Below are 16,564 nucleotides of genomic sequence, written 5' to 3'. Positions count from 1 at the left end.
CTCCGGCCGCGCACGCTGCACCGTGATCGCGCGCTGGTGGCGCCGCCGACGGGAGGCCCGCACGCTGCGCACGCGGGCGGTGCCCTCGGCGTTGTGGCAGCTGACGCTGCAGCGCTACCCCTTCCTCGCCGCGCTCGACGACGCCGGGCGCGAGCGTCTGCGCGCGCTGGTCAGCCTGTTCCTGGCGGACAAGGAATTCACCACGGTCGGGGGCCTGGAACTCAGTGACGAGATCGCCGTCGCGATTGCCGCGCAGGCCTGCCTGCCGGTGCTGGAGCTCGGCCTGGCGGCCTATGACGGCTTCGTCGGCATCGTGGTGCATGCCGACGAGGTGGTGGCACAGCGCGAGCACCTGGACGAAGATGGGATCCTGCACCGCTACGAGGAGGTGCTCACCGGCGAGGCCATGGAGGGCGGTCCGGTGATGCTGTCCTGGCACGACGTGGCCGAGGCCGGCGTCACCGCCGAACGCGGCTACAACGTCGTGATCCACGAGTTCGTGCACGTGCTGGACATGGCCGACGGCCTGCCGGCCGACGGCGTTCCGGTGCTGGCCGGTCGCACCGCGCGCGCTCACTGGCTGCAAGTGCTGGAAGCGGCCTACCAGCGGCTGTGCCGCGAACTCGACGCCGGCCGCGAACCCTTCCTCGACCCGTATGGCGCGGAGGCGATCGAAGAGTTCTTTCCGGTGGCGGCCGAGGCCTTCTTCGTCGCACCGCACACGCTGCGCGACGAGCAGCCCGCGCTGTACGAGCTGTTCCGCGACTACTTCAGGCAGGACCCGGCTGCCCGCCTGGCGCCGCAGCCCGGGCCCTGAAAGCACAACGGGGAGCCGAAGCTCCCCGCTGCCTGCAAGCCGCTGCCGGCCTGTGGCCGGGTCAGTCGGCCGTGGCCGGTTCCGATTTCGGCTTGTCGCTCTTCTTCCACGGTGTGATATCGAGCACCGGCTGTCCTTCGGCGTCGATGTCGACCGACAGGCGCCCGCCATCGACCAGGCGGCCGAACAGCAGTTCGTCGGCCAGCGCGCGGCGGATCGTGTCCTGGATCAGACGCTGCATCGGCCGCGCCCCCATCAGCGGATCGAAGCCCTTCTTCGCCAGGTGCTTGCGCAGGGCGTCGGAGAAAGTCACGTCGACCTTCTTCTCGGCCAGCTGGCTCTCGAGCTGCAGCAGGAACTTGTCGACCACCCGCAGGATGATCTCCTCGTCGAGCGCACGGAAGCTGACGATTGCGTCGAGCCGGTTGCGGAACTCCGGCGTGAACAGGCGCTTGATGTCGGCCATCTCGTCGCCCGACTCGCGGGCATTCGTGAAGCCGATGGTCGACTTGTTCATCGTCTCCGCGCCGGCGTTCGTGGTCATGATGATGATCACGTTGCGGAAATCGGCCTTGCGCCCGTTGTTGTCGGTCAGCGTGCCGTGGTCCATGACCTGCAGCAGCACGTTGAAGACGTCGGGGTGGGCCTTCTCGATCTCATCGAGCAGCAGCACGCAGTGCGGCTTCTTGGTGACCGCCTCGGTCAGCAGCCCACCCTGGTCGAAGCCCACGTAGCCCGGCGGCGCGCCGATCAGGCGACTGACCGTGTGGCGCTCCATGTACTCGGACATGTCGAAGCGCACCAGCTCGATGCCGAGGATGAAGGCCAGCTGCTTCGCCGCCTCGGTCTTGCCGACGCCGGTGGGGCCGCTGAACAGGAAGGAGCCGATCGGCTTGTCCGGCTTGCCCAGGCCCGAGCGCGCCATCTTGATGGCCGACGCCAGCGCGTCGAGCGCCGGGTCCTGACCGAACACCACGCTCTTCAGGTCGCGGTCCAGGTTCTTCAGCTTGCCGCGGTCGTCGTTGCTGACGCTCTGCGGCGGGATGCGCGCGATCTTGGCGACGATCTCCTCGACCTCCGCGCGGTTGATCGTCTTCTTCTGCTTGCTCTTGGGCAGGATGCGCTGGGCGGCACCGGCCTCGTCGATCACGTCGATCGCCTTGTCGGGCAGATGGCGGTCGTTGATGAACTTGGCCGACAGCTCGGCTGCGGCCTGCAGCGCGCCCAGCGCGTACTTCACGCTGTGGTGCTCCTCGAAGCGCGACTTCAGCCCCTTCAGGATCTCGATGGTCTGCTCGACCGAAGGCTCGACCACGTCGACCTTCTGGAAGCGCCGCGACAGTGCCGCATCCTTCTCGAAGATGCCGCGGTACTCGGTGAACGTGGTCGCGCCGATGCACTTGAGCTGCCCGGAGCCGAGCGCCGGCTTCAGCAGGTTGCTGGCGTCGAGCGTGCCGCCCGATGCGGCGCCGGCGCCGATCAGCGTGTGGATTTCGTCGATGAACAGCACCGCATGCGGCTGCTCCTTCAAGGCCTTCAACACGCCCTTCAGGCGCTGCTCGAAATCGCCGCGGTACTTGGTGCCGGCCAGCAGCGCGCCCATGTCGAGCGAGTAGACGGTCGCGTCGGCCAGGATCTCGGGCACGTCGTTCTGCGTGATGCGCCACGCCAGGCCCTCGGCGATCGCGGTCTTGCCGACCCCGGCCTCGCCCACCAGCAGCGGGTTGTTCTTGCGGCGGCGGCACAGCACCTGGATCACCCGCTCGACCTCGTGCTCGCGGCCGATCAGCGGATCGATCTTGCCGTCACGGGCGAGCTGGTTGAGGTTCTGGGTGAACTGGTCCAGCGGCGAGCCCTTGCCTTCGCCGGACTCTTCCTTCTCGCCTTCGCCGCTGCCGCCCTCGGCGCCCTTGGAAGGCTCGGGCGGCTCGGACTTCTTGATGCCGTGGGCGATGAAGTTCACCACGTCCAGCCGCGTCACGCCCTGCTGGTGCAGGTAGTACACCGCGTGCGAATCCTTCTCGCCGAAGATCGCCACCAGCACGTTGGCGCCCGTCACTTCCTTCTTGCCGGACCCGGTGGACTGCACGTGCATGATCGCGCGCTGGATCACGCGCTGGAATCCCAGCGTGGGTTGGGTGTCGACTTCGTCGGTGCCGCCGACCGTGGGCGTGTTCTCCTTGATGAACTGCGTCAGGCTCTTGCGCAGGTCATCGAGGCTGGCCGAGCAGGCACGCAGCACTTCGGCGGCGGACGGGTTGTCGAGCAGCGCGAGCAGCAGATGCTCGACCGTGATGAATTCGTGGCGCTGCTGACGCGCTTCGACGAACGCCATGTGCAGGCTGACTTCCAGTTCTTGCGCAATCATGCGGCCTCCATAGTGCATTGCAACGGGTGCCCCGACCGCTTGGCCGCAGCGAGCACCGACTCGACCTTGGTCGAGGCGACATCTTTCGTGTAGACGCCGCACACGCCCCGACCTTCGTGGTGGATTTTGAGCATGATCTGCGTCGCCGTCTCGATATCCCGCTGGAAGAATTCCTGCAGGACCATCACGACGAACTCCATCGGCGTGTAGTCGTCATTGAGCAGCACCACCTGGTACATCCGGGGCGGCTCGACGCGGGCCGATTGCCGTTCGGCCACGACCGCGCCCTGCCCGTCGTCCGGCTTGGTGACCGGGCGCTTCGGGGGAGTGGGCGGTACGGTGTCGTCGGGCATGGAAAAGATTCTATCGACTGCTGGGTAGCGACTTCCATGCCGGTCAATATGACACCACTGAGCCCGAACTCAAGGCCTCGGCGCGCCGCGCACGCACGCTGGCCGCCCTATCCCGTTCGTCCGTCACGGCCGGCGCCGGCTTGACAGGCCGCGGCCGCCCTGCCCAGAATCGTCCGTCGAGGGGTTGGAGAACGTCCATGGTCAACGGCACGGTCAAGTGGTTCAACGATGCCAAGGGCTTCGGCTTCATCGAACCCGAGGGTGGCGGCGAAGACGTGTTCGCCCATTTTTCGGCCATCCTGATGGACGGCTTTCGCACGCTGAAGCAAGGGGCCCGCGTCAGCTTCGAACTGGTGGACGGCCCCAAGGGCAAGCTGGCCCAGAACATCGCCCCGCTGGAAAGCCGCGCCGACCCGGCAGCGGTCCGCGTTCCGGCCAACGACCGGGAACTGGCCGCCGGCCACTGAGGCTCATCCGCGCCGACAGGCGCGACGGCGTGCACTGGAATGCGGCGATGCCGCTCCGGCGGACTTCGGCTCTGCCCCAACGCGCGCCGGTGGCGCACCGGATTCATGCAGTCAGCAGGGCTTCAGCGGGAGTGCCCACCCGCCTCGTCCGGCGCTGGGCGAACCGGCTGCAGTTCCGCGAACAGGTCGACCGGCAGCGTGTCGAGCGGCGACTCGGACACGTCGAGCCCCTGACGCAGGTCGAACGACGACACCAGCCAGCCCGCGCCCTGGGGGTCGGCGGGCGGCTCGGGACTGACCGGGACCACGCACTCCAGATCGGGCAAGGGAAGTACGCGCTTTTTGGGGGACTTGAAGAATGCCATGGCTCCCTCTGCGGGGCGGCGCGCGAAACGCGCGTGCCGGCTGCGGAAAGAAGCATCGCAAATGCCGGGCCCGCTGCCGTCCCCCTCTCTGAGGGGCGGACACGATGCAACGGCTGTGCAGTGCGAAAGATGCCACGGCACGCCGGCGACCGGGCTACGCTCCGCCCGGCCCGCGACCGGCAGGCGGCGTCATGTCCAGCACGGCCGGGATCGTTTCCTCGGTGCTCACCAGGCCGGCATGGATCGCCCGCAGAGCGGCCAGGCTGTCCACGTGCGGCAGCACGGTGTCCGCCCCGCAGATCGGGCACGCCGCCGTGCTGTCCTCGTGCAGCCACAACACGATGTCGGCCGGGCGGAAGATACCCAGGCACGAGAAGCAGCCGGCCACGCGGGCGCGCGTCAGCTCGTCGCGGTTGTTGAAGGATTGGTCGCCGGTATCCATGTCGGTCATCACATTACAACGTGCGGGCCACCATCGGCAATCGGTTCGCAGCCCACCCGGCCCAGCCAGCGTTCAGGGCCGTCGCCTGGCCGCCCTTCTTGCGGTGGCGAGCGCCTCCTGCAACTCCCCCGGCAGCGTATCGATCGGATGCTCGATCACGGTGAGGCCGGTGCGCAGTTCACGGGTCGAGTCCAGCCAGGTCGGATCGGAGGCCGCGGAATCGTCGAGTTCCAGATCGAGCGGCGCGGCCGACGGCTGCCGCGCCGATTCCACAGCGGACTTGCGGGAACGGAACCTGAACCAGGCCATCGGAAGCTCCGCGCCCGGCTTCAGTTGAAGACGAGGTAGAGGACCACCAGCACGATCGTCGGCACGCCCAGTATCCAGCCCAGAAAGTACTTGCCCATGTCGGCACTCCTTGGTTCTCTGAAGGAGCCTCATGCTCGGACATCCGGACCGCGATGTCACAAGGACGCCGCCGCAAGCTCTCGTAGGACAAGCGCCCGGTGCTCGACGGCGGCGCCAGCGGAATCGCTCACGCCGGCCGCGTGGCCTGCGGAACGCCGGGACGCAGGCAATCCCCCTTCAATAGGTGGCGCGGCAAACGACAGGCTCGTCGCGTGAGCTTTGCACGCCCGTCGCTCCACCGCCTGCGTTTCAATCGCTCGCATGGGAACGCAAAACTGCAACGGATACCTCGAAGTGCCTCGTGGCCGCGAAGACTACGTCGATCCTGCCGGATTCCGCGCGGTGGCCGATGAAGTCGATCGGCTGGAGCGTGCGATGGCACCGTGGCCGATCTGGATCCGCTCGCTGGCCCAGATCGCGTTCCTGCTCGCGGCGTTCGTGCTTTTCGTTCGCGCACCGCGTTAGGCGCTGCATTCGCCGCAGGCGCATGCCTGCCGCCGGCCGCCTCGCTCCCGAGCCCCGACAGGAACGCTGCCGCGAACGCGGTCCAGCGCGCCCGCAGTCCTGCATCGAGATCTTCGCGAGCCCGTATGCCGCAAAATGAAAAAGCCCCAGGCAAATCAATGCACTGGGGCTGATATGTGGCTACCGGCACCTGCCGGCAGGCTCATCACATGTTGTCGATCATCACCTGCCCGAAGCCCGAGCAGCTGACCTGCGTGGCGCCGTCCAGCAAGCGCGCGAAGTCGTAGGTGACCTTCTTCGACAGGATCGACTTCTCCATCGACGAGATGACGAGGTCGGCCGCCTCGGTCCAGCCCATGTGGCGCAGCATCATCTCGGCCGACAGGATCTCGGAGCCCGGGTTCACGTAGTCCTTGCCGGCGTACTTGGGCGCAGTGCCGTGGGTGGCCTCGAACATCGCGATCGAGTCCGACAGGTTGGCCCCCGGCGCAATGCCGATGCCGCCCACCTGCGCGGCCAGCGCGTCGGACACGTAGTCACCGTTCAGGTTGAGCGTGGCGATCACCGAGTACTCGGCCGGGCGCAGCAGGATCTGCTGCAGGAAGGCGTCGGCGATCGAGTCCTTGACGGTGATCTCCTTGCCGGTCTTCGGGTTCTTGAACTTGCACCACGGGCCGCCGTCGATCGGCTGCGCGCCGAACTCCTTCTGCGCCAGGCCATAGGCCCAGTCGCGGAAACCGCCCTCGGTGAACTTCATGATGTTGCCCTTGTGCACGATCGTCACGCTGGGCTTGTCGTTGTCGATCGCGTACTGGATGGCCTTGCGCACCAAGCGCTCGGTGCCCTCGCGCGACACCGGCTTGATGCCGATGCCCGATGTGGCGGGGAAGCGGATCTTCTTGACACCGAATTCATCCTGCAGGATCTTGATGAGCTTCTTGGCCTTCTCGCTCTCGGCTTCGAACTCGATGCCGGCGTAGATGTCCTCCGAGTTCTCGCGGAAGATCACCATGTTGGTCTTGTGCGGCTCCTTCACCGGGCTCGGCACCCCCTCGAAGTACTGGATCGGGCGCAGACAGACGTAGAGGTCGAGCTCCTGGCGCAACGCCACGTTGAGCGAGCGGATGCCACCGCCCACGGGCGTGGTGAGCGGGCCCTTGATCGAGACCACATACTCCTTCAGGACCTGCAGCGTCTCTTCCGGCAGCCAGACGTCGGGGCCGTAGACCTTGGTCGACTTCTCGCCAGCGTAGATCTCCATCCAGTGGATCTTGCGCTTGCCGCCGTAGCTTTTCTCGACCGCCGCGTCGACCACCTTGATCATCACCGGCGTGATGTCGAAGCCGGTGCCGTCGCCCTCGATGAAGGGGATGATCGGCTGATCGGGCACGTTGAGCGAGAAATCGGCATTGACGGTGATCTTTTGGCCGTCGGCAGGCACCTTGATGTGCTGGTACATGGACTTGCGTCTCCGCTGGGTAAGGGGTCGGAAGGAACAGAGGGGGTGGCTTCGATTCTAGGCGAGCCATCGTGCGGTGCAGCGAGCCGCCGGACGGCGGCCGCGAGCACCGTCGATCCGCTGCGTCAGACCACCTTGCACCATGCCCGGACGGACCGGTCAGCTGCAGCCAGATCGCCCATCCGCCAGCCATCACCAGCAGGGCACCGGCCCACCTCGCCGCGCCGGCGCCCTGCCCCAGTCGACCGAGCACGCCGCGGCCGAACAGCAAGGCCAGCCCGCCGCCCAGCGCGAAGGCGAGCATGACCGCCGCGCCCGCCAGCGGCCCGTCGGCCAGCGCCGCAACGACCAGCGCTGAATAGAGCAGGCCGCAAGGCCAGGCCGCCCACAGCGCACCGGCCGTACCGGCCCAGCCCCAGCCGCGCCGCCGCCCCATCGCAGGGAGCGGCCCGAGCATGGGGATGGCCACGCCGGGTGCGGAGCCGGTGCCCAGCACGACGCGGGGCATGCGTCCGGCCACCAGCAGCCACAGGCCGAACACCACCACGGCCACCTGCAGCAGGGTCCACAGCGGCCGCAACCAGCGGGTGGCCTGGGCCAGTTCGGCCATCCATCCCGCCCCGGTAGCCACCAGCGCCCCCGCCAGGCCGTAGGACAGCAGGCGCCCCAGATGCAGGGCGGCGGCGGCCCGCGCAGGCCGTGCGCCGCCGCAGGACCGCTCGATCGCCGCGCAGGGCGCGGCGCACATCGCGGCACAGTGCGGACTGCCCGCGATGCCGATCGCCAGCCCGGCCGCCACCAGCGAGAGGCTCATGCGGTGACTGTCCCTTGCGTCAGATCAGCCGCGAATAGCGTTCGCGATCGCGGTCGGCCTGCAGGTGACGATCGAACACCATCGCCACCGCGCGCACGAAGTACCAGCCCAGCGGGGTGAGCTGGATCGCGTCGTCGTCGATCTCGATCAGCCCCTGCCCGGCCAGTGGCTGCAGCCGGCGCAGTTCGGCCTCGAAGTAGCGGCGGAAATCGAGCAGGTGGGCCAGTTCGATGGATTCGAACACCACCCGCCCCTGGCACATCAGCGCCATGATCACCGAGCGGCGCACCACATCGTCCCGCGTCAGCACGAGGCCGCGCACCACCGGCAGTTCCCCGGAGCGCAGGGCGTCCTGGTACTCCGGCAGCGTCTTCGCGTTCTGGCTGTAGGTCGCGCCGATGCGGCCGATGGCCGAGACGCCCAGGCCGATCAGGTCGCAGTCGGGCTGGGTGCTGTAGCCCTGGAAATTGCGGTGCAGCCGGCCCTGCCGCTTGGCCGCGGCCAGCGCGTCACCCGGCAGGGCGAAGTGGTCCATGCCGATGTAGTCGTAGCCGTGCGCCAGGAAGGCGGCGATCGCGTTCGACAGCATCGTCACGCGCTGGGCGGTGCCCGGCAGGTCTGCCGCATGGATGCGCCGCTGCGGCTTGAAGCGCTGCGGCAGATGCGCATAGCTGTAGAGCGCCACGCGGTCCGGCCGCAACCGCGCCACCTGCTCCACCGTCCGGGCCAGCGAGGCCGGGGTCTGCTTGGGCAAGCCGTGGATCAGGTCGACGTTGATCGAATCGAAGCCCAATGCGCGCGCGCTGGCGATCAGCGCCTCCACCTGCTCGGCCGGCTGCACGCGGTGCACCGCGTGCTGCACTTCGGGGTCGAAGTCCTGCACGCCGAAGCTCAGGCGGTTGAAGCCCAGCGCCTTCAGGTGCGAAAGCCGCGAGGCACTGACGGTGCGCGGGTCGACCTCGATCGAGCATTCGGCCTGCGGCTGCAGGTCGAAGGCGCCGCGCAGCAGGGCCATCAGCTGCGACAGCTCCGCATCGTCCAGGAAGGTCGGCGTACCGCCGCCGAGGTGCAGCTGACTGACGCGCTGGCGGCTGCCGATCACGTCCTGGTGCAATGCCACCTCGCGGCCCAGCCACTCCAGGTACTCGGTGCCGCGCCGGTGCTGCCGGGTGATCACCTTGTTGCAGGCGCAGTAGTAGCAGACCGACTCGCAGAATGGGATGTGGACGTAGATCGACAGCGGTGTGCCGCCGCCCACCGCGCCGGCCGCCGGGGCGCCGCTGCGGCGCTGGCCCAGGGCCTGCCGGTACTGAGCGGGGCCGAAGGCCTCCACGAAGCGGTCGGCAGTCGGGTAGGAGGTGTAGCGCGGCCCACCGGCGTCCAGACGACTCAGGAGTTCCTCGCTCGGCGCAGCCGGTTCCAGCATGTCGGTCAGGGTCGGAGGGGGCATGTCCGGACTGTGCCGAGGGCCTCTCACCGGGCTCTTGATCTGGGTCAAGGCCGGTCGCCGGCGGCCTCCGACAATCCACGCACAGCTTGAGGTCGATCATGCAACTTGCCCCTCACGACACTGCCGCCGACTCACATGCTCCATCGCGGGTGGCGCACAAGATCATAATGAAGCGCATGGAACGTGAACCGATCCGCATCGAGGCCCTCAAGGTCGCATGCTCCAGTTGCAACCTGCGCGAGCTCTGCCTGCCGGTGGGGCTGTCGGACGACGATCTCGACCACCTCGACCAGCTGGTCGGCAGCCGCCGCCCCGTGAAGCGCGGCGACACGCTGTTCCACGCCGGGGATCGCTTCGAGTCGCTTTATGCGGTGCGCACCGGCTTCTTCAAGACCTGCGTGTCCGCCGACGACGGCCGCGACCAGGTGACCGGCTTCCAGATGGCCGGCGAACTGCTGGGACTGGACGGCATCAGCACCGACCGCCATGCCTGCGACGCGGTGGCGCTGGAGGACTCCCAGGTCTGCCAGATCCCCTACTCGCAGCTCGAGAAGCTGTCGCGCGAATCCACGCCGCTGCAGCACCAGTTCCACAAGATCATGAGCCGCGAGATCGTGCGCGACCACGGCGTGATGCTGCTGCTCGGCAGCATGCGGGCCGAGGAGCGGCTCGCGGCCTTCCTGCTGAACCTCACGCAGCGCCTGCAGGCACGCGGCTTCTCGGCCTCGTCGCTCGTGCTGCGCATGACGCGCGAGGAGATCGGCAGCTACCTCGGTCTCAAGCTGGAGACCGTGAGCCGCACCTTCTCGAAGTTCCAGGACGAAGGTCTGCTCGAGGTGAAGCAGCGCGACATCCGCGTGCTCGACGAATCCGGGCTGCGCCGGCTCGTCAACGGCCCGGCCTGCTGAAGGTTCGCCGCCTGCCTCGCCCGGCGCGACTCAGGGCCAGCGGCGCGGCTCGGTATTGGCCGGCTCCGGCGTTGCCAGTAGCAGCGTCAACATCGACGTCAGCGCGCACACGGTCCAGAACGCGAAGAAGGCCAGCGTGTAGACGCCAGCCGGCGACACCGTCTCCAGCGCGCGCCCGACCCAGCCGTTCAGTTCCGCCGGGTCGGCTGCGCTGAACACCAGGACCTCCAGCACACCCGCCATCAGGAACGACGGCCAGGCGATCCACAGCGTGCGTTGTCTCATCGTCGCGAGCTCCGGGTCGACGGGCGGCACCACGCTCAGCGCTCGGGGCGCGGCGTGGCCGCATGATTGCGCGCCTGCACTGCCGGCGTGTCGCTGCCCAGCGGTTCGCTGCTGCGGCTGAGCACCGGGTCGCTGCCACGCACGGCGATCACGGCAGTGACGATGCCAGCCACCACGACCGCCAGCGGGCCGCCCAGCACCAGCCACAGCATGGGCTCGCGCCACCAGGGCAGCGGCCGCTCAGGCGCGGGCGTCGGGCGGGTTGCGTTCTCGTTCGGGGTCATGGGTTGCTCCGGAGAGGGCCGCGTTCAGCGCGGCACGACGAAGGTGGATTTCTCGGACACGCTGGCCGCCGGCTGCATGCCGTCGGCCTCGCGGATGATCTCGAAGCGCAGGGGTGGGCGCCGGGGCCCAGGGCCGCGGCGCTCTGCGGCGGCACTTGCACCGCGACAGGCACCCAGCGCGACTCGGCCGGGGCCAGCCGCACCTCGTCACGCACCTGCGCCTGCGCGCCGGCGATGCCGCTCACCACCACCCGGTAGCGCTGCTCCGACTCGGTGGCGTTCATGATCTGCAACCGGTAGACATTCTCGATGCGCCCTTCGTCGACCAGCCTTGCCAACGTACCGCGGTCGCGCACCACGTCGACGCGCATCGGGCTGCGCAGCACGAGACTGGTGACGAAGCCGACCGAGATCAGCAGCAGGATCACGCCGTAGACCAGCACGCGCGGACGGAACACACGCCGCCAGTCCAGCCTGCTCTGCCCGGCAGCCAGGCCGTTCTGCGTCGCATAGCGGATCAGTCCGCGCGGATACGCCATCTTGTCCATCACGCCGTTGCACACGTCGATGCAGGCGGCACAACCGATGCACTCGTATTGCAGCCCCTCGCGGATGTCGATGCCGGTCGGGCAGACCTGCACGCACAGCGTGCAGTCGATGCAGTCGCCTTTGCCCTGGGCGGCCAGCGCGTCGTGCGCCAGGCTGCGCGGGCGCGAGCCGCGCGGCTCTCCGCGCCCGCCGTCATAGCTGATGATCAGGGTGTCGTGGTCGAACATCGCGCTCTGGAAGCGCGCGTACGGGCACATGTACTTGCACACCTGCTCGCGCATGAAGCCGGCGTTGCCATAGGTCGCGAAGCCGTAGAACAGCACCCAGAACGCTTCCCAGGGGCCGGGCCCGGCCGACCCCGGGCCGGCCAGACCGATCAGCGCGAGCACCTCGCCGCCCAGTTCGCGGATCGGCGTGAAGTAGCCGACGAAGGTGAAGCCAGTCCACAGGCCGATCGCCAGCCACACCGCGTGCTTGGCCGACCGGCGGGCCAGCTTCGCGGCGCCCCAGGGCGCGGCATCGAGCTTCAGGCGCGCCTGGCGGTCGCCTTCGATATGGTGCTCGACCCACATGAAGATCTCGGTGTAGACCGTCTGCGGGCAGGCGTAGCCGCACCACAGGCGGCCTGCCACCGCGGTGAACAGGAACAGCCCGTAAGCCGACAGGATGAGCAGGCCCGTCAGGTAGATGAAGTCCTGCGGGTAGAGCACCAGGTCGAAGATGTAGAAGCGCCGTGCGCCCAGGTCGAACAGCACCGCCGGGCGGCCGTTCCAGGGCAGCCAGGGCAGCCCGTAGAACACCAGCTGCGTGAGCCACACCAGCGCCCAGCGCCACGCAGCGAACCAGCCATGCACCGAACGCGCGTGGATGGTCGCCTGCTTCGCATACAGCGAGACCATCTCGCCGGTGTCGTCGGACACCGGCGCGATCGGGATCACGCGTGACGCCGGTCGACTCATCGACAACTCGCGCCAGGGCGGCGGCGGTGACTCATTTCGCTGCGGCCGTTGTCGTGGCCCCGCCGTTCGAGAGCCCCCAGACGTAGGCGGCGAGCACCTGGATCTGCGCATCGCTCAGCCGCCCGGCGTGCGCCGGCATCACGTTGGTCTTGCCTTCGTTGATCATCCGGACCACCGCCTCCTCGCCCCAGCCGTGCAGCCAGATCCGATCGCTGAGGTTGGGCGCGCCGAGCGCCGGGTTGCCCTTGCCGCCCGGGCCGTGGCAGGCTGCGCAGGCCGTGAACTTGGTGCGTCCGATCTGGGCCGCGATGCTGTCGTGCGGGCTGCCCGAAAGGCTCAGCACGTAGTTCGCGACGTTGCGCACATCGTCGGCGCTGCCGACTGCCGCCGCCATCGGCGGCATCATGCCCTGGCGCCCCTGGGCAATCGATTGCGCAATCTGCTCGGGCGACCCGCCGTGCAGCCAGTCGGTATCGGTCAGGTTCGGAAAACCCTTGCTGCCCCGCGCGTCGGAACCGTGGCACTGCGCGCAGTTGTTGATGAACAGCCGCTCGCCCAGCGCATGGGCCTGCGGGTCACGCGCCAGTTCGGCGGCCGACATCGTGGTGAAGCGCGCGTAGAGAGGCTCCACTTGGGCGCGACCGCGCGCCATCTCCGATTCGTACTCCGACTGCGAGGTCCAGCGCAGCTGGCCTGGGTGGGTGCCCAGCCCCGGATAGAGCACCAGATAGAGCGCACCGAACAACACCGTCAGCACGAACAGACCCATCCACCACAGCGGCAGCGGGTTGTTCAGCTCGCGCAGATCCTCGTCCCAGACATGGCCGGTGGTGTTGTCGCCGGCCATCACCTTACGGCGGCTGGCGATGAACAGCAGCACCAGGCACGCCGCGAGGCCGGCGATCGTGACGATGGCGATGAACAGCGGCCAACCGACCGCGACGAAATCACTCATGACGGCCCCCCAGCCGGGTTGCGGCCTCGTCGGCCGCGAACGGCAGACGGGCAGCTTCTTCGAAGCTCTCATTGCGCCGACGCGACAAGGTCCAGGCGACGATGCCGATGAAGACCAGGAAGGACAGCAGCGTCACGGCTGCCCGCAATTCGTTCAGGCTCATTTCGTGCGTCCCCTTCTCACTTCACCGCGGTGCCGAGCACCTGGAGATAGGCCACGAGCGCGTCGAGCTCGGTCTTGCCCTTGACGTCCTCGCCGGCCTGCGCCAGCTCGGCGTCGGTGTACGGCGCGCCCAGGGCGCGCAGCGCGCGCAGCTTTCCAGGCATCTCGGCCGGATCGAGCGCCGCCTTGGCGAGCCAGGGATAGGCGGGCATGTTGGACTCGGGCACCAGGTCGCGCGGGTTCGCGAGGTGCAGGCGATGCCACTCGTCGCTGTAGCGCCCGCCAACCCGGTGCAGGTCGGGACCGGTGCGCTTGCTGCCCCACTGGAACGGCCGGTCGTAGACGAACTCGCCCGCCACCGAGTAGTGGCCGTAGCGCAGCGTCTCGGCGCGGAACGGCCGGATCATCTGCGAGTGGCAGTTGTAGCAACCCTCGCGCACGTAGACGTCGCGGCCGGCCACCTGCAGGGCCGTGTAGGGCTTGAGGCCGGGCACCGGCTCGGTGGTGCTGCGCTGGAAGAACAGCGGCACGATCTCGACCAGGCCGCCGACAGCCACCACCACCAGGATCAGCACGATCATCAGCCAGTTGGTAGTCTCGATGCGCTCGTGGCCACGGGCCGGCGCTGCGTTGTGTTCGTTGCTCATGTCATCGGGTCCTCGGCAGGGTTCAGGCGCGCGCCAGCGCGGTGGGCACCGGCACAAGCGCGCGGCGGCCCGCCTTCACGGTCATCACCACGTTCCAGGCCATCAGCAGCATCCCGCTCAGGTACAGCAGGCCGCCGAGCAGGCGCACCACGTAGAACGGAAAGGTCGCCTTCACGCTCTCGACGAAGCTGTAGACCAGCGTGCCGTCAGGTTGATGGCGCGCCACATCAGGCCCTGCATCACGCCGGCGATCCACATCGCGGCGATGTAGAGCACGACGCCGATGGTCGCGATCCAGAAGTGCAGCTCGATCGCCCGCACGCTGTACATCTCCTTGCGGCCGAACATGCGCGGGATCAGGTAGTACAGCGAGCCCATCGAGATGAAGCCCACCCAGCCGAGCGCGCCGCTGTGCACGTGTCCGACGGTCCAATCGGTGTAGTGGGAGAGCGCGTTGACGGTCTTGATCGACATCATCGGCCCCTCGAAGGTCGACATGCCGTAGAACGACAGCGAGACGATCAGGAACTTCAGGATCGGGTCGTCGCGCAGCTTGTGCCAGGCACCGCTGAGGGTCATGATCCCGTTGATCATGCCGCCCCAGCTGGGCGCCAGCAGCACCAGCGAGAACACCATGCCCACGCTCTGCGCCCAGTCGGGCAAGGCGGTGTAGTGCAGGTGGTGGGGGCCTGCCCACATGTAGGTGAAGATCAGTGCCCAGAAGTGCACGATCGACAGCCGGTAGCTGTACACCGGGCGCTCGGCCTGCTTGGGGATGTAGTAGTACATCATCCCGAGGAAGCCGGCCGTCAGGAAGAAGCCCACCGCATTGTGGCCGTACCACCACTGCACCATCGCATCCTGCACGCCGGCGTAGGCGGAGTAGCTCTTGGTCAGACTCACCGGCAGCGCCGCGCTGTTCACCAGGTGCAGCAGCGCCACCGTCAGGATGAAGGCGCCGAAGAACCAGTTGGCCACGTAGATGTGGCGCACCTTGCGGATGCCGATGGTGCCGAAGAACACCACCGCGTAGGCCACCCACACCAGCGTGATCAGGATGTCGATCGGCCACTCGAGTTCCGCGTACTCCTTGCCGCTGGTCATGCCCAGCGGCAGCGTGACCGCCGCCAGCACGATCACCGCCTGCCAGCCCCAGAAGGTGAAGTGCGCGAGCGCCGGCGCGAACAACCGGACCTGGCAGGTGCGCTGCACCACGTGAAAGGAGGTGGCCATCAGCGCGCAACCGCCGAACGCGAAGATCACGGCGTTGGTATGCAGCGGCCGCAGCCGCCCGTAGCTCAGCCAGGGAATGCCGAAGTTGAGTTCCGGCCACGTGAGCTGCGCTGCGATCAGCACGCCCACCGCCATGCCGACCACGCCCCACAGCACGGCCGCCAGCGCGAACTGCGTGACCACACGATCCTCGTAGACCGGCGCTGCTCCCTGGGCCGCCATTGCGTTCATCGAACTCTCCTCGCATCCTGTCGATGACAGGGAGTGTCCGAACCGGAGCCTTGATGCGGCTTGACGCCGGTCAAGCTTCGGTCGATGCGTGCGCGTTCGGGTCGGCCGCCGTGGCGGGCGCGCCGCAGGCGCCGGGCTCTTCCAGCACCCGGGTGGCCTCGCGCTCGAGGTCGTCGAACTGGCCGTGGTGCACCGCCCAGGCGAAGACACCGAGCACGACCAGCGCAAGCAGCACCGAAATCGGCAAAAGCAGGTAAAGGCTGTCCATCCGGTCCGCCGTCCCTTTGTGTTCAGCGCGCAAGGCGCAGCGCGTTGCCGACCACGACGAGCGAACTGAGCGCCATGCCCAGCCCAGCAGCCCACGGCGGCAGCCAGCCCAGCAGGGCCAGCGGCACGCAGACCGCGTTGTAGCCTGCCGCCCAGGCCAGGTTCTGGCGCACGACGGCGGCACAGCGACGTGCGACGCCACGCGCATGGGCAATCTCACCGAGCCGGCTGCCCAGCACCACGATGTCGGCGCGCTGCTGCGCGAGCGCCGCGCCGTGGCCGAGCGCGACGGACACGTCGGCCTGGGCCAGCACCGGGCCGTCGTTCAGGCCGTCGCCCACCATCAGGACGCGGTGCCCCTGGCGCTGCAGTGCGCGCAGGCTGGCCAGCTTGTCCTGCGGCGTCGCGTCGTGCCGTGCATCCGCGAGGCCCAGACGCTGGGCCACCGCCTGCACGGCCCCCGCGCGATCGCCCGAGAGCAGGCGCAACCTGATGCCTTGCTCGCGCAGCGATTGCAGCAGGCCGGCCGTATCGGGGCGCAGCACCTCGTCGAACTCGAAGCGCGCGTGCGGCGGGGCCGCTGTCCCGTCCTGAGGCGCCAGCCACACCGCCGGCCGCGCAAGATCGGTGGGCGGCACGACGCCGACCCAGGCCGCCGACCCGAGCCGCCAGCGCC

18 protein-coding genes and 3 pseudogenes are annotated in these 16,564 nt (G+C 68.3%); 4 read left to right on the top strand and 17 right to left on the bottom strand.

Going from position 1 to position 16,564, the window contains the following annotated elements:
• Positions 1-22 precede the first annotated feature (22 nt).
• Positions 23-817, top strand: a complete 795-nt coding sequence (locus tag Y694_RS13740) for a zinc-dependent peptidase (protein ID WP_036233352.1) — start codon at positions 23-25, stop codon at positions 815-817.
• A 61-nt stretch (positions 818-878) separates the two neighbouring features.
• Here the strand turns inward: Y694_RS13740 and clpA are convergent, their stop codons facing one another.
• Complete coding sequence (gene clpA / locus Y694_RS13735; protein ID WP_036233349.1) at positions 879-3,185, bottom strand: ATP-dependent Clp protease ATP-binding subunit ClpA; 2,307 nt, start codon at positions 3,183-3,185, stop codon at positions 879-881.
• A complete protein-coding gene (clpS, locus tag Y694_RS13730) occupies positions 3,182-3,538 on the bottom strand; it encodes an ATP-dependent Clp protease adapter ClpS (protein WP_011830050.1) in 357 nt (118 codons plus the stop codon). Before clpS ends, clpA begins: the two co-directional genes overlap by 4 nt.
• A gap of 197 nt (positions 3,539-3,735) precedes the next feature.
• Here clpS and Y694_RS13725 point away from each other — a divergent pair, with 197 nt between their 5' ends.
• A complete protein-coding gene (locus tag Y694_RS13725; protein WP_036233346.1) occupies positions 3,736-4,005 on the top strand; it encodes a cold-shock protein in 270 nt (89 codons plus the stop codon).
• Between the two features lie 122 nt (positions 4,006-4,127).
• Here the strand turns inward: Y694_RS13725 and Y694_RS13720 are convergent, their stop codons facing one another.
• The 3 genes from Y694_RS13720 to Y694_RS13710 form a co-directional block, all read right to left on the bottom strand.
• Entirely contained in the window at positions 4,128-4,370 is a 243-nt protein-coding gene (locus tag Y694_RS13720) for a hypothetical protein (RefSeq protein WP_152543503.1), read from the bottom strand.
• A gap of 154 nt (positions 4,371-4,524) precedes the next feature.
• Positions 4,525-4,812 (bottom strand): hypothetical protein, encoded by a 288-nt coding sequence (locus Y694_RS13715; RefSeq protein ID WP_081771312.1) that lies wholly within the window; start codon positions 4,810-4,812, stop codon positions 4,525-4,527.
• A gap of 72 nt (positions 4,813-4,884) precedes the next feature.
• A complete protein-coding gene (locus Y694_RS13710) occupies positions 4,885-5,121 on the bottom strand; it encodes a hypothetical protein (protein WP_036233343.1) in 237 nt (78 codons plus the stop codon).
• A gap of 360 nt (positions 5,122-5,481) precedes the next feature.
• On the opposite strand from Y694_RS13710, the gene Y694_RS13705 reads away from it, so the two are divergent.
• On the top strand, positions 5,482-5,685 hold the full coding sequence (locus Y694_RS13705) for a hypothetical protein (RefSeq protein WP_036233340.1): 204 nt from the start codon (positions 5,482-5,484) through the stop codon (positions 5,683-5,685).
• A gap of 205 nt (positions 5,686-5,890) precedes the next feature.
• Here the strand turns inward: Y694_RS13705 and icd are convergent, their stop codons facing one another.
• The 3 genes and pseudogenes from icd to hemN all read right to left on the bottom strand — a co-directional run bounded on the left by icd (position 5,891) and on the right by hemN (position 9,408).
• Positions 5,891-7,144, bottom strand: a complete 1,254-nt coding sequence (gene icd / locus Y694_RS13700; protein ID WP_011830056.1) for an NADP-dependent isocitrate dehydrogenase — start codon at positions 7,142-7,144, stop codon at positions 5,891-5,893.
• A 238-nt stretch (positions 7,145-7,382) separates the two neighbouring features.
• A pseudogene (locus Y694_RS23510) lies at positions 7,383-7,892 on the bottom strand (sulfite exporter TauE/SafE family protein); the annotation flags it as partial.
• An 85-nt stretch (positions 7,893-7,977) separates the two neighbouring features.
• Positions 7,978-9,408 carry an oxygen-independent coproporphyrinogen III oxidase gene (hemN, locus tag Y694_RS13690; protein ID WP_081782246.1) on the bottom strand — a complete coding sequence of 477 codons (1,431 nt, stop codon included), beginning with the start codon at positions 9,406-9,408 and terminating at the stop codon, positions 7,978-7,980.
• A gap of 176 nt (positions 9,409-9,584) precedes the next feature.
• On the opposite strand from hemN, the gene fnr reads away from it, so the two are divergent.
• Positions 9,585-10,316: a fumarate/nitrate reduction transcriptional regulator Fnr gene (fnr, locus tag Y694_RS13685; protein WP_036233357.1), complete on the top strand. Its 732-nt coding sequence runs from the start codon at positions 9,585-9,587 to the stop codon at positions 10,314-10,316.
• A gap of 30 nt (positions 10,317-10,346) precedes the next feature.
• On the opposite strand, the gene Y694_RS13680 is transcribed toward fnr, so the two are convergent.
• From Y694_RS13680 to Y694_RS13640, 9 genes and pseudogenes are all read right to left on the bottom strand, one after another.
• On the bottom strand, positions 10,347-10,601 hold the full coding sequence (locus Y694_RS13680; RefSeq protein WP_036233355.1) for a hypothetical protein: 255 nt from the start codon (positions 10,599-10,601) through the stop codon (positions 10,347-10,349).
• Positions 10,602-10,636: 35 nt separating this feature from the next.
• Positions 10,637-10,885 (bottom strand): hypothetical protein, encoded by a 249-nt coding sequence (locus Y694_RS13675; protein ID WP_011830061.1) that lies wholly within the window; start codon positions 10,883-10,885, stop codon positions 10,637-10,639.
• Positions 10,886-10,909: 24 nt separating this feature from the next.
• A pseudogene (gene ccoG, locus Y694_RS13670) lies at positions 10,910-12,393 on the bottom strand (cytochrome c oxidase accessory protein CcoG).
• 31 nt (positions 12,394-12,424) lie between these two features.
• Positions 12,425-13,348 (bottom strand): cytochrome-c oxidase, cbb3-type subunit III, encoded by a 924-nt coding sequence (ccoP, locus tag Y694_RS13665; RefSeq protein ID WP_036233335.1) that lies wholly within the window; start codon positions 13,346-13,348, stop codon positions 12,425-12,427.
• Positions 13,341-13,511, bottom strand: a complete 171-nt coding sequence (locus Y694_RS13660; protein WP_011830064.1) for a CcoQ/FixQ family Cbb3-type cytochrome c oxidase assembly chaperone — start codon at positions 13,509-13,511, stop codon at positions 13,341-13,343. The genes ccoP and Y694_RS13660 overlap by 8 nt, the downstream gene beginning before the upstream one ends.
• A gap of 16 nt (positions 13,512-13,527) precedes the next feature.
• Positions 13,528-14,157: a cytochrome-c oxidase, cbb3-type subunit II gene (ccoO, locus tag Y694_RS13655; RefSeq protein ID WP_036233331.1), complete on the bottom strand. Its 630-nt coding sequence runs from the start codon at positions 14,155-14,157 to the stop codon at positions 13,528-13,530.
• A gap of 22 nt (positions 14,158-14,179) precedes the next feature.
• Positions 14,180-15,621: pseudogene (gene ccoN, locus Y694_RS13650) on the bottom strand (cytochrome-c oxidase, cbb3-type subunit I).
• 70 nt (positions 15,622-15,691) lie between these two features.
• Entirely contained in the window at positions 15,692-15,922 is a 231-nt protein-coding gene (ccoS, locus tag Y694_RS13645) for a cbb3-type cytochrome oxidase assembly protein CcoS (RefSeq protein WP_310732247.1), read from the bottom strand.
• Positions 15,912-16,564: HAD-IC family P-type ATPase (locus tag Y694_RS13640; protein WP_036233325.1), on the bottom strand; the 653-nt coding region annotated here is incomplete at its 5' end. The genes Y694_RS13640 and ccoS, both read right to left, overlap by 11 nt.

It is taken from the genome of Methylibium sp. T29-B, from assembly GCF_000576225.1.
In the GTDB taxonomy this organism is placed as follows: domain Bacteria; phylum Pseudomonadota; class Gammaproteobacteria; order Burkholderiales; family Burkholderiaceae_C; genus Methylibium; species Methylibium petroleiphilum.
Note: the sequence above shows the minus strand (reverse complement) of the source record. Positions and strands in the feature narration are given on the sequence as shown.

What these genes read in the sequence shown, in the direction of transcription:
- Y694_RS13660 (WP_011830064.1), bottom strand. Translation starts at nt 13,511, where the DNA reads ATGAGCCTGAACGAATTGCGGGCAGCCGTGACGCTGCTGTCCTTCCTG.
- ccoO (WP_036233331.1), bottom strand. Translation starts at nt 14,157, where the DNA reads ATGAGCAACGAACACAACGCAGCGCCGGCCCGTGGCCACGAGCGCATC.
- Y694_RS13680 (WP_036233355.1), bottom strand. Translation starts at nt 10,601, where the DNA reads ATGAGACAACGCACGCTGTGGATCGCCTGGCCGTCGTTCCTGATGGCG.
- clpS (WP_011830050.1), bottom strand. Translation starts at nt 3,538, where the DNA reads ATGCCCGACGACACCGTACCGCCCACTCCCCCGAAGCGCCCGGTCACC.
- Y694_RS13720 (WP_152543503.1), bottom strand. Translation starts at nt 4,370, where the DNA reads ATGGCATTCTTCAAGTCCCCCAAAAAGCGCGTACTTCCCTTGCCCGAT.
- hemN (WP_081782246.1), bottom strand. Translation starts at nt 9,408, where the DNA reads ATGCCCCCTCCGACCCTGACCGACATGCTGGAACCGGCTGCGCCGAGC.
- Y694_RS13715 (WP_081771312.1), bottom strand. Translation starts at nt 4,812, where the DNA reads ATGGATACCGGCGACCAATCCTTCAACAACCGCGACGAGCTGACGCGC.
- ccoP (WP_036233335.1), bottom strand. Translation starts at nt 13,348, where the DNA reads ATGAGTGATTTCGTCGCGGTCGGTTGGCCGCTGTTCATCGCCATCGTC.
- Y694_RS13725 (WP_036233346.1), top strand. Translation starts at nt 3,736, where the DNA reads ATGGTCAACGGCACGGTCAAGTGGTTCAACGATGCCAAGGGCTTCGGC.
- Y694_RS13675 (WP_011830061.1), bottom strand. Translation starts at nt 10,885, where the DNA reads ATGACCCCGAACGAGAACGCAACCCGCCCGACGCCCGCGCCTGAGCGG.
- Y694_RS13705 (WP_036233340.1), top strand. Translation starts at nt 5,482, where the DNA reads ATGGGAACGCAAAACTGCAACGGATACCTCGAAGTGCCTCGTGGCCGC.
- fnr (WP_036233357.1), top strand. Translation starts at nt 9,585, where the DNA reads ATGGAACGTGAACCGATCCGCATCGAGGCCCTCAAGGTCGCATGCTCC.
- Y694_RS13710 (WP_036233343.1), bottom strand. Translation starts at nt 5,121, where the DNA reads ATGGCCTGGTTCAGGTTCCGTTCCCGCAAGTCCGCTGTGGAATCGGCG.
- clpA (WP_036233349.1), bottom strand. Translation starts at nt 3,185, where the DNA reads ATGATTGCGCAAGAACTGGAAGTCAGCCTGCACATGGCGTTCGTCGAA.
- icd (WP_011830056.1), bottom strand. Translation starts at nt 7,144, where the DNA reads ATGTACCAGCACATCAAGGTGCCTGCCGACGGCCAAAAGATCACCGTC.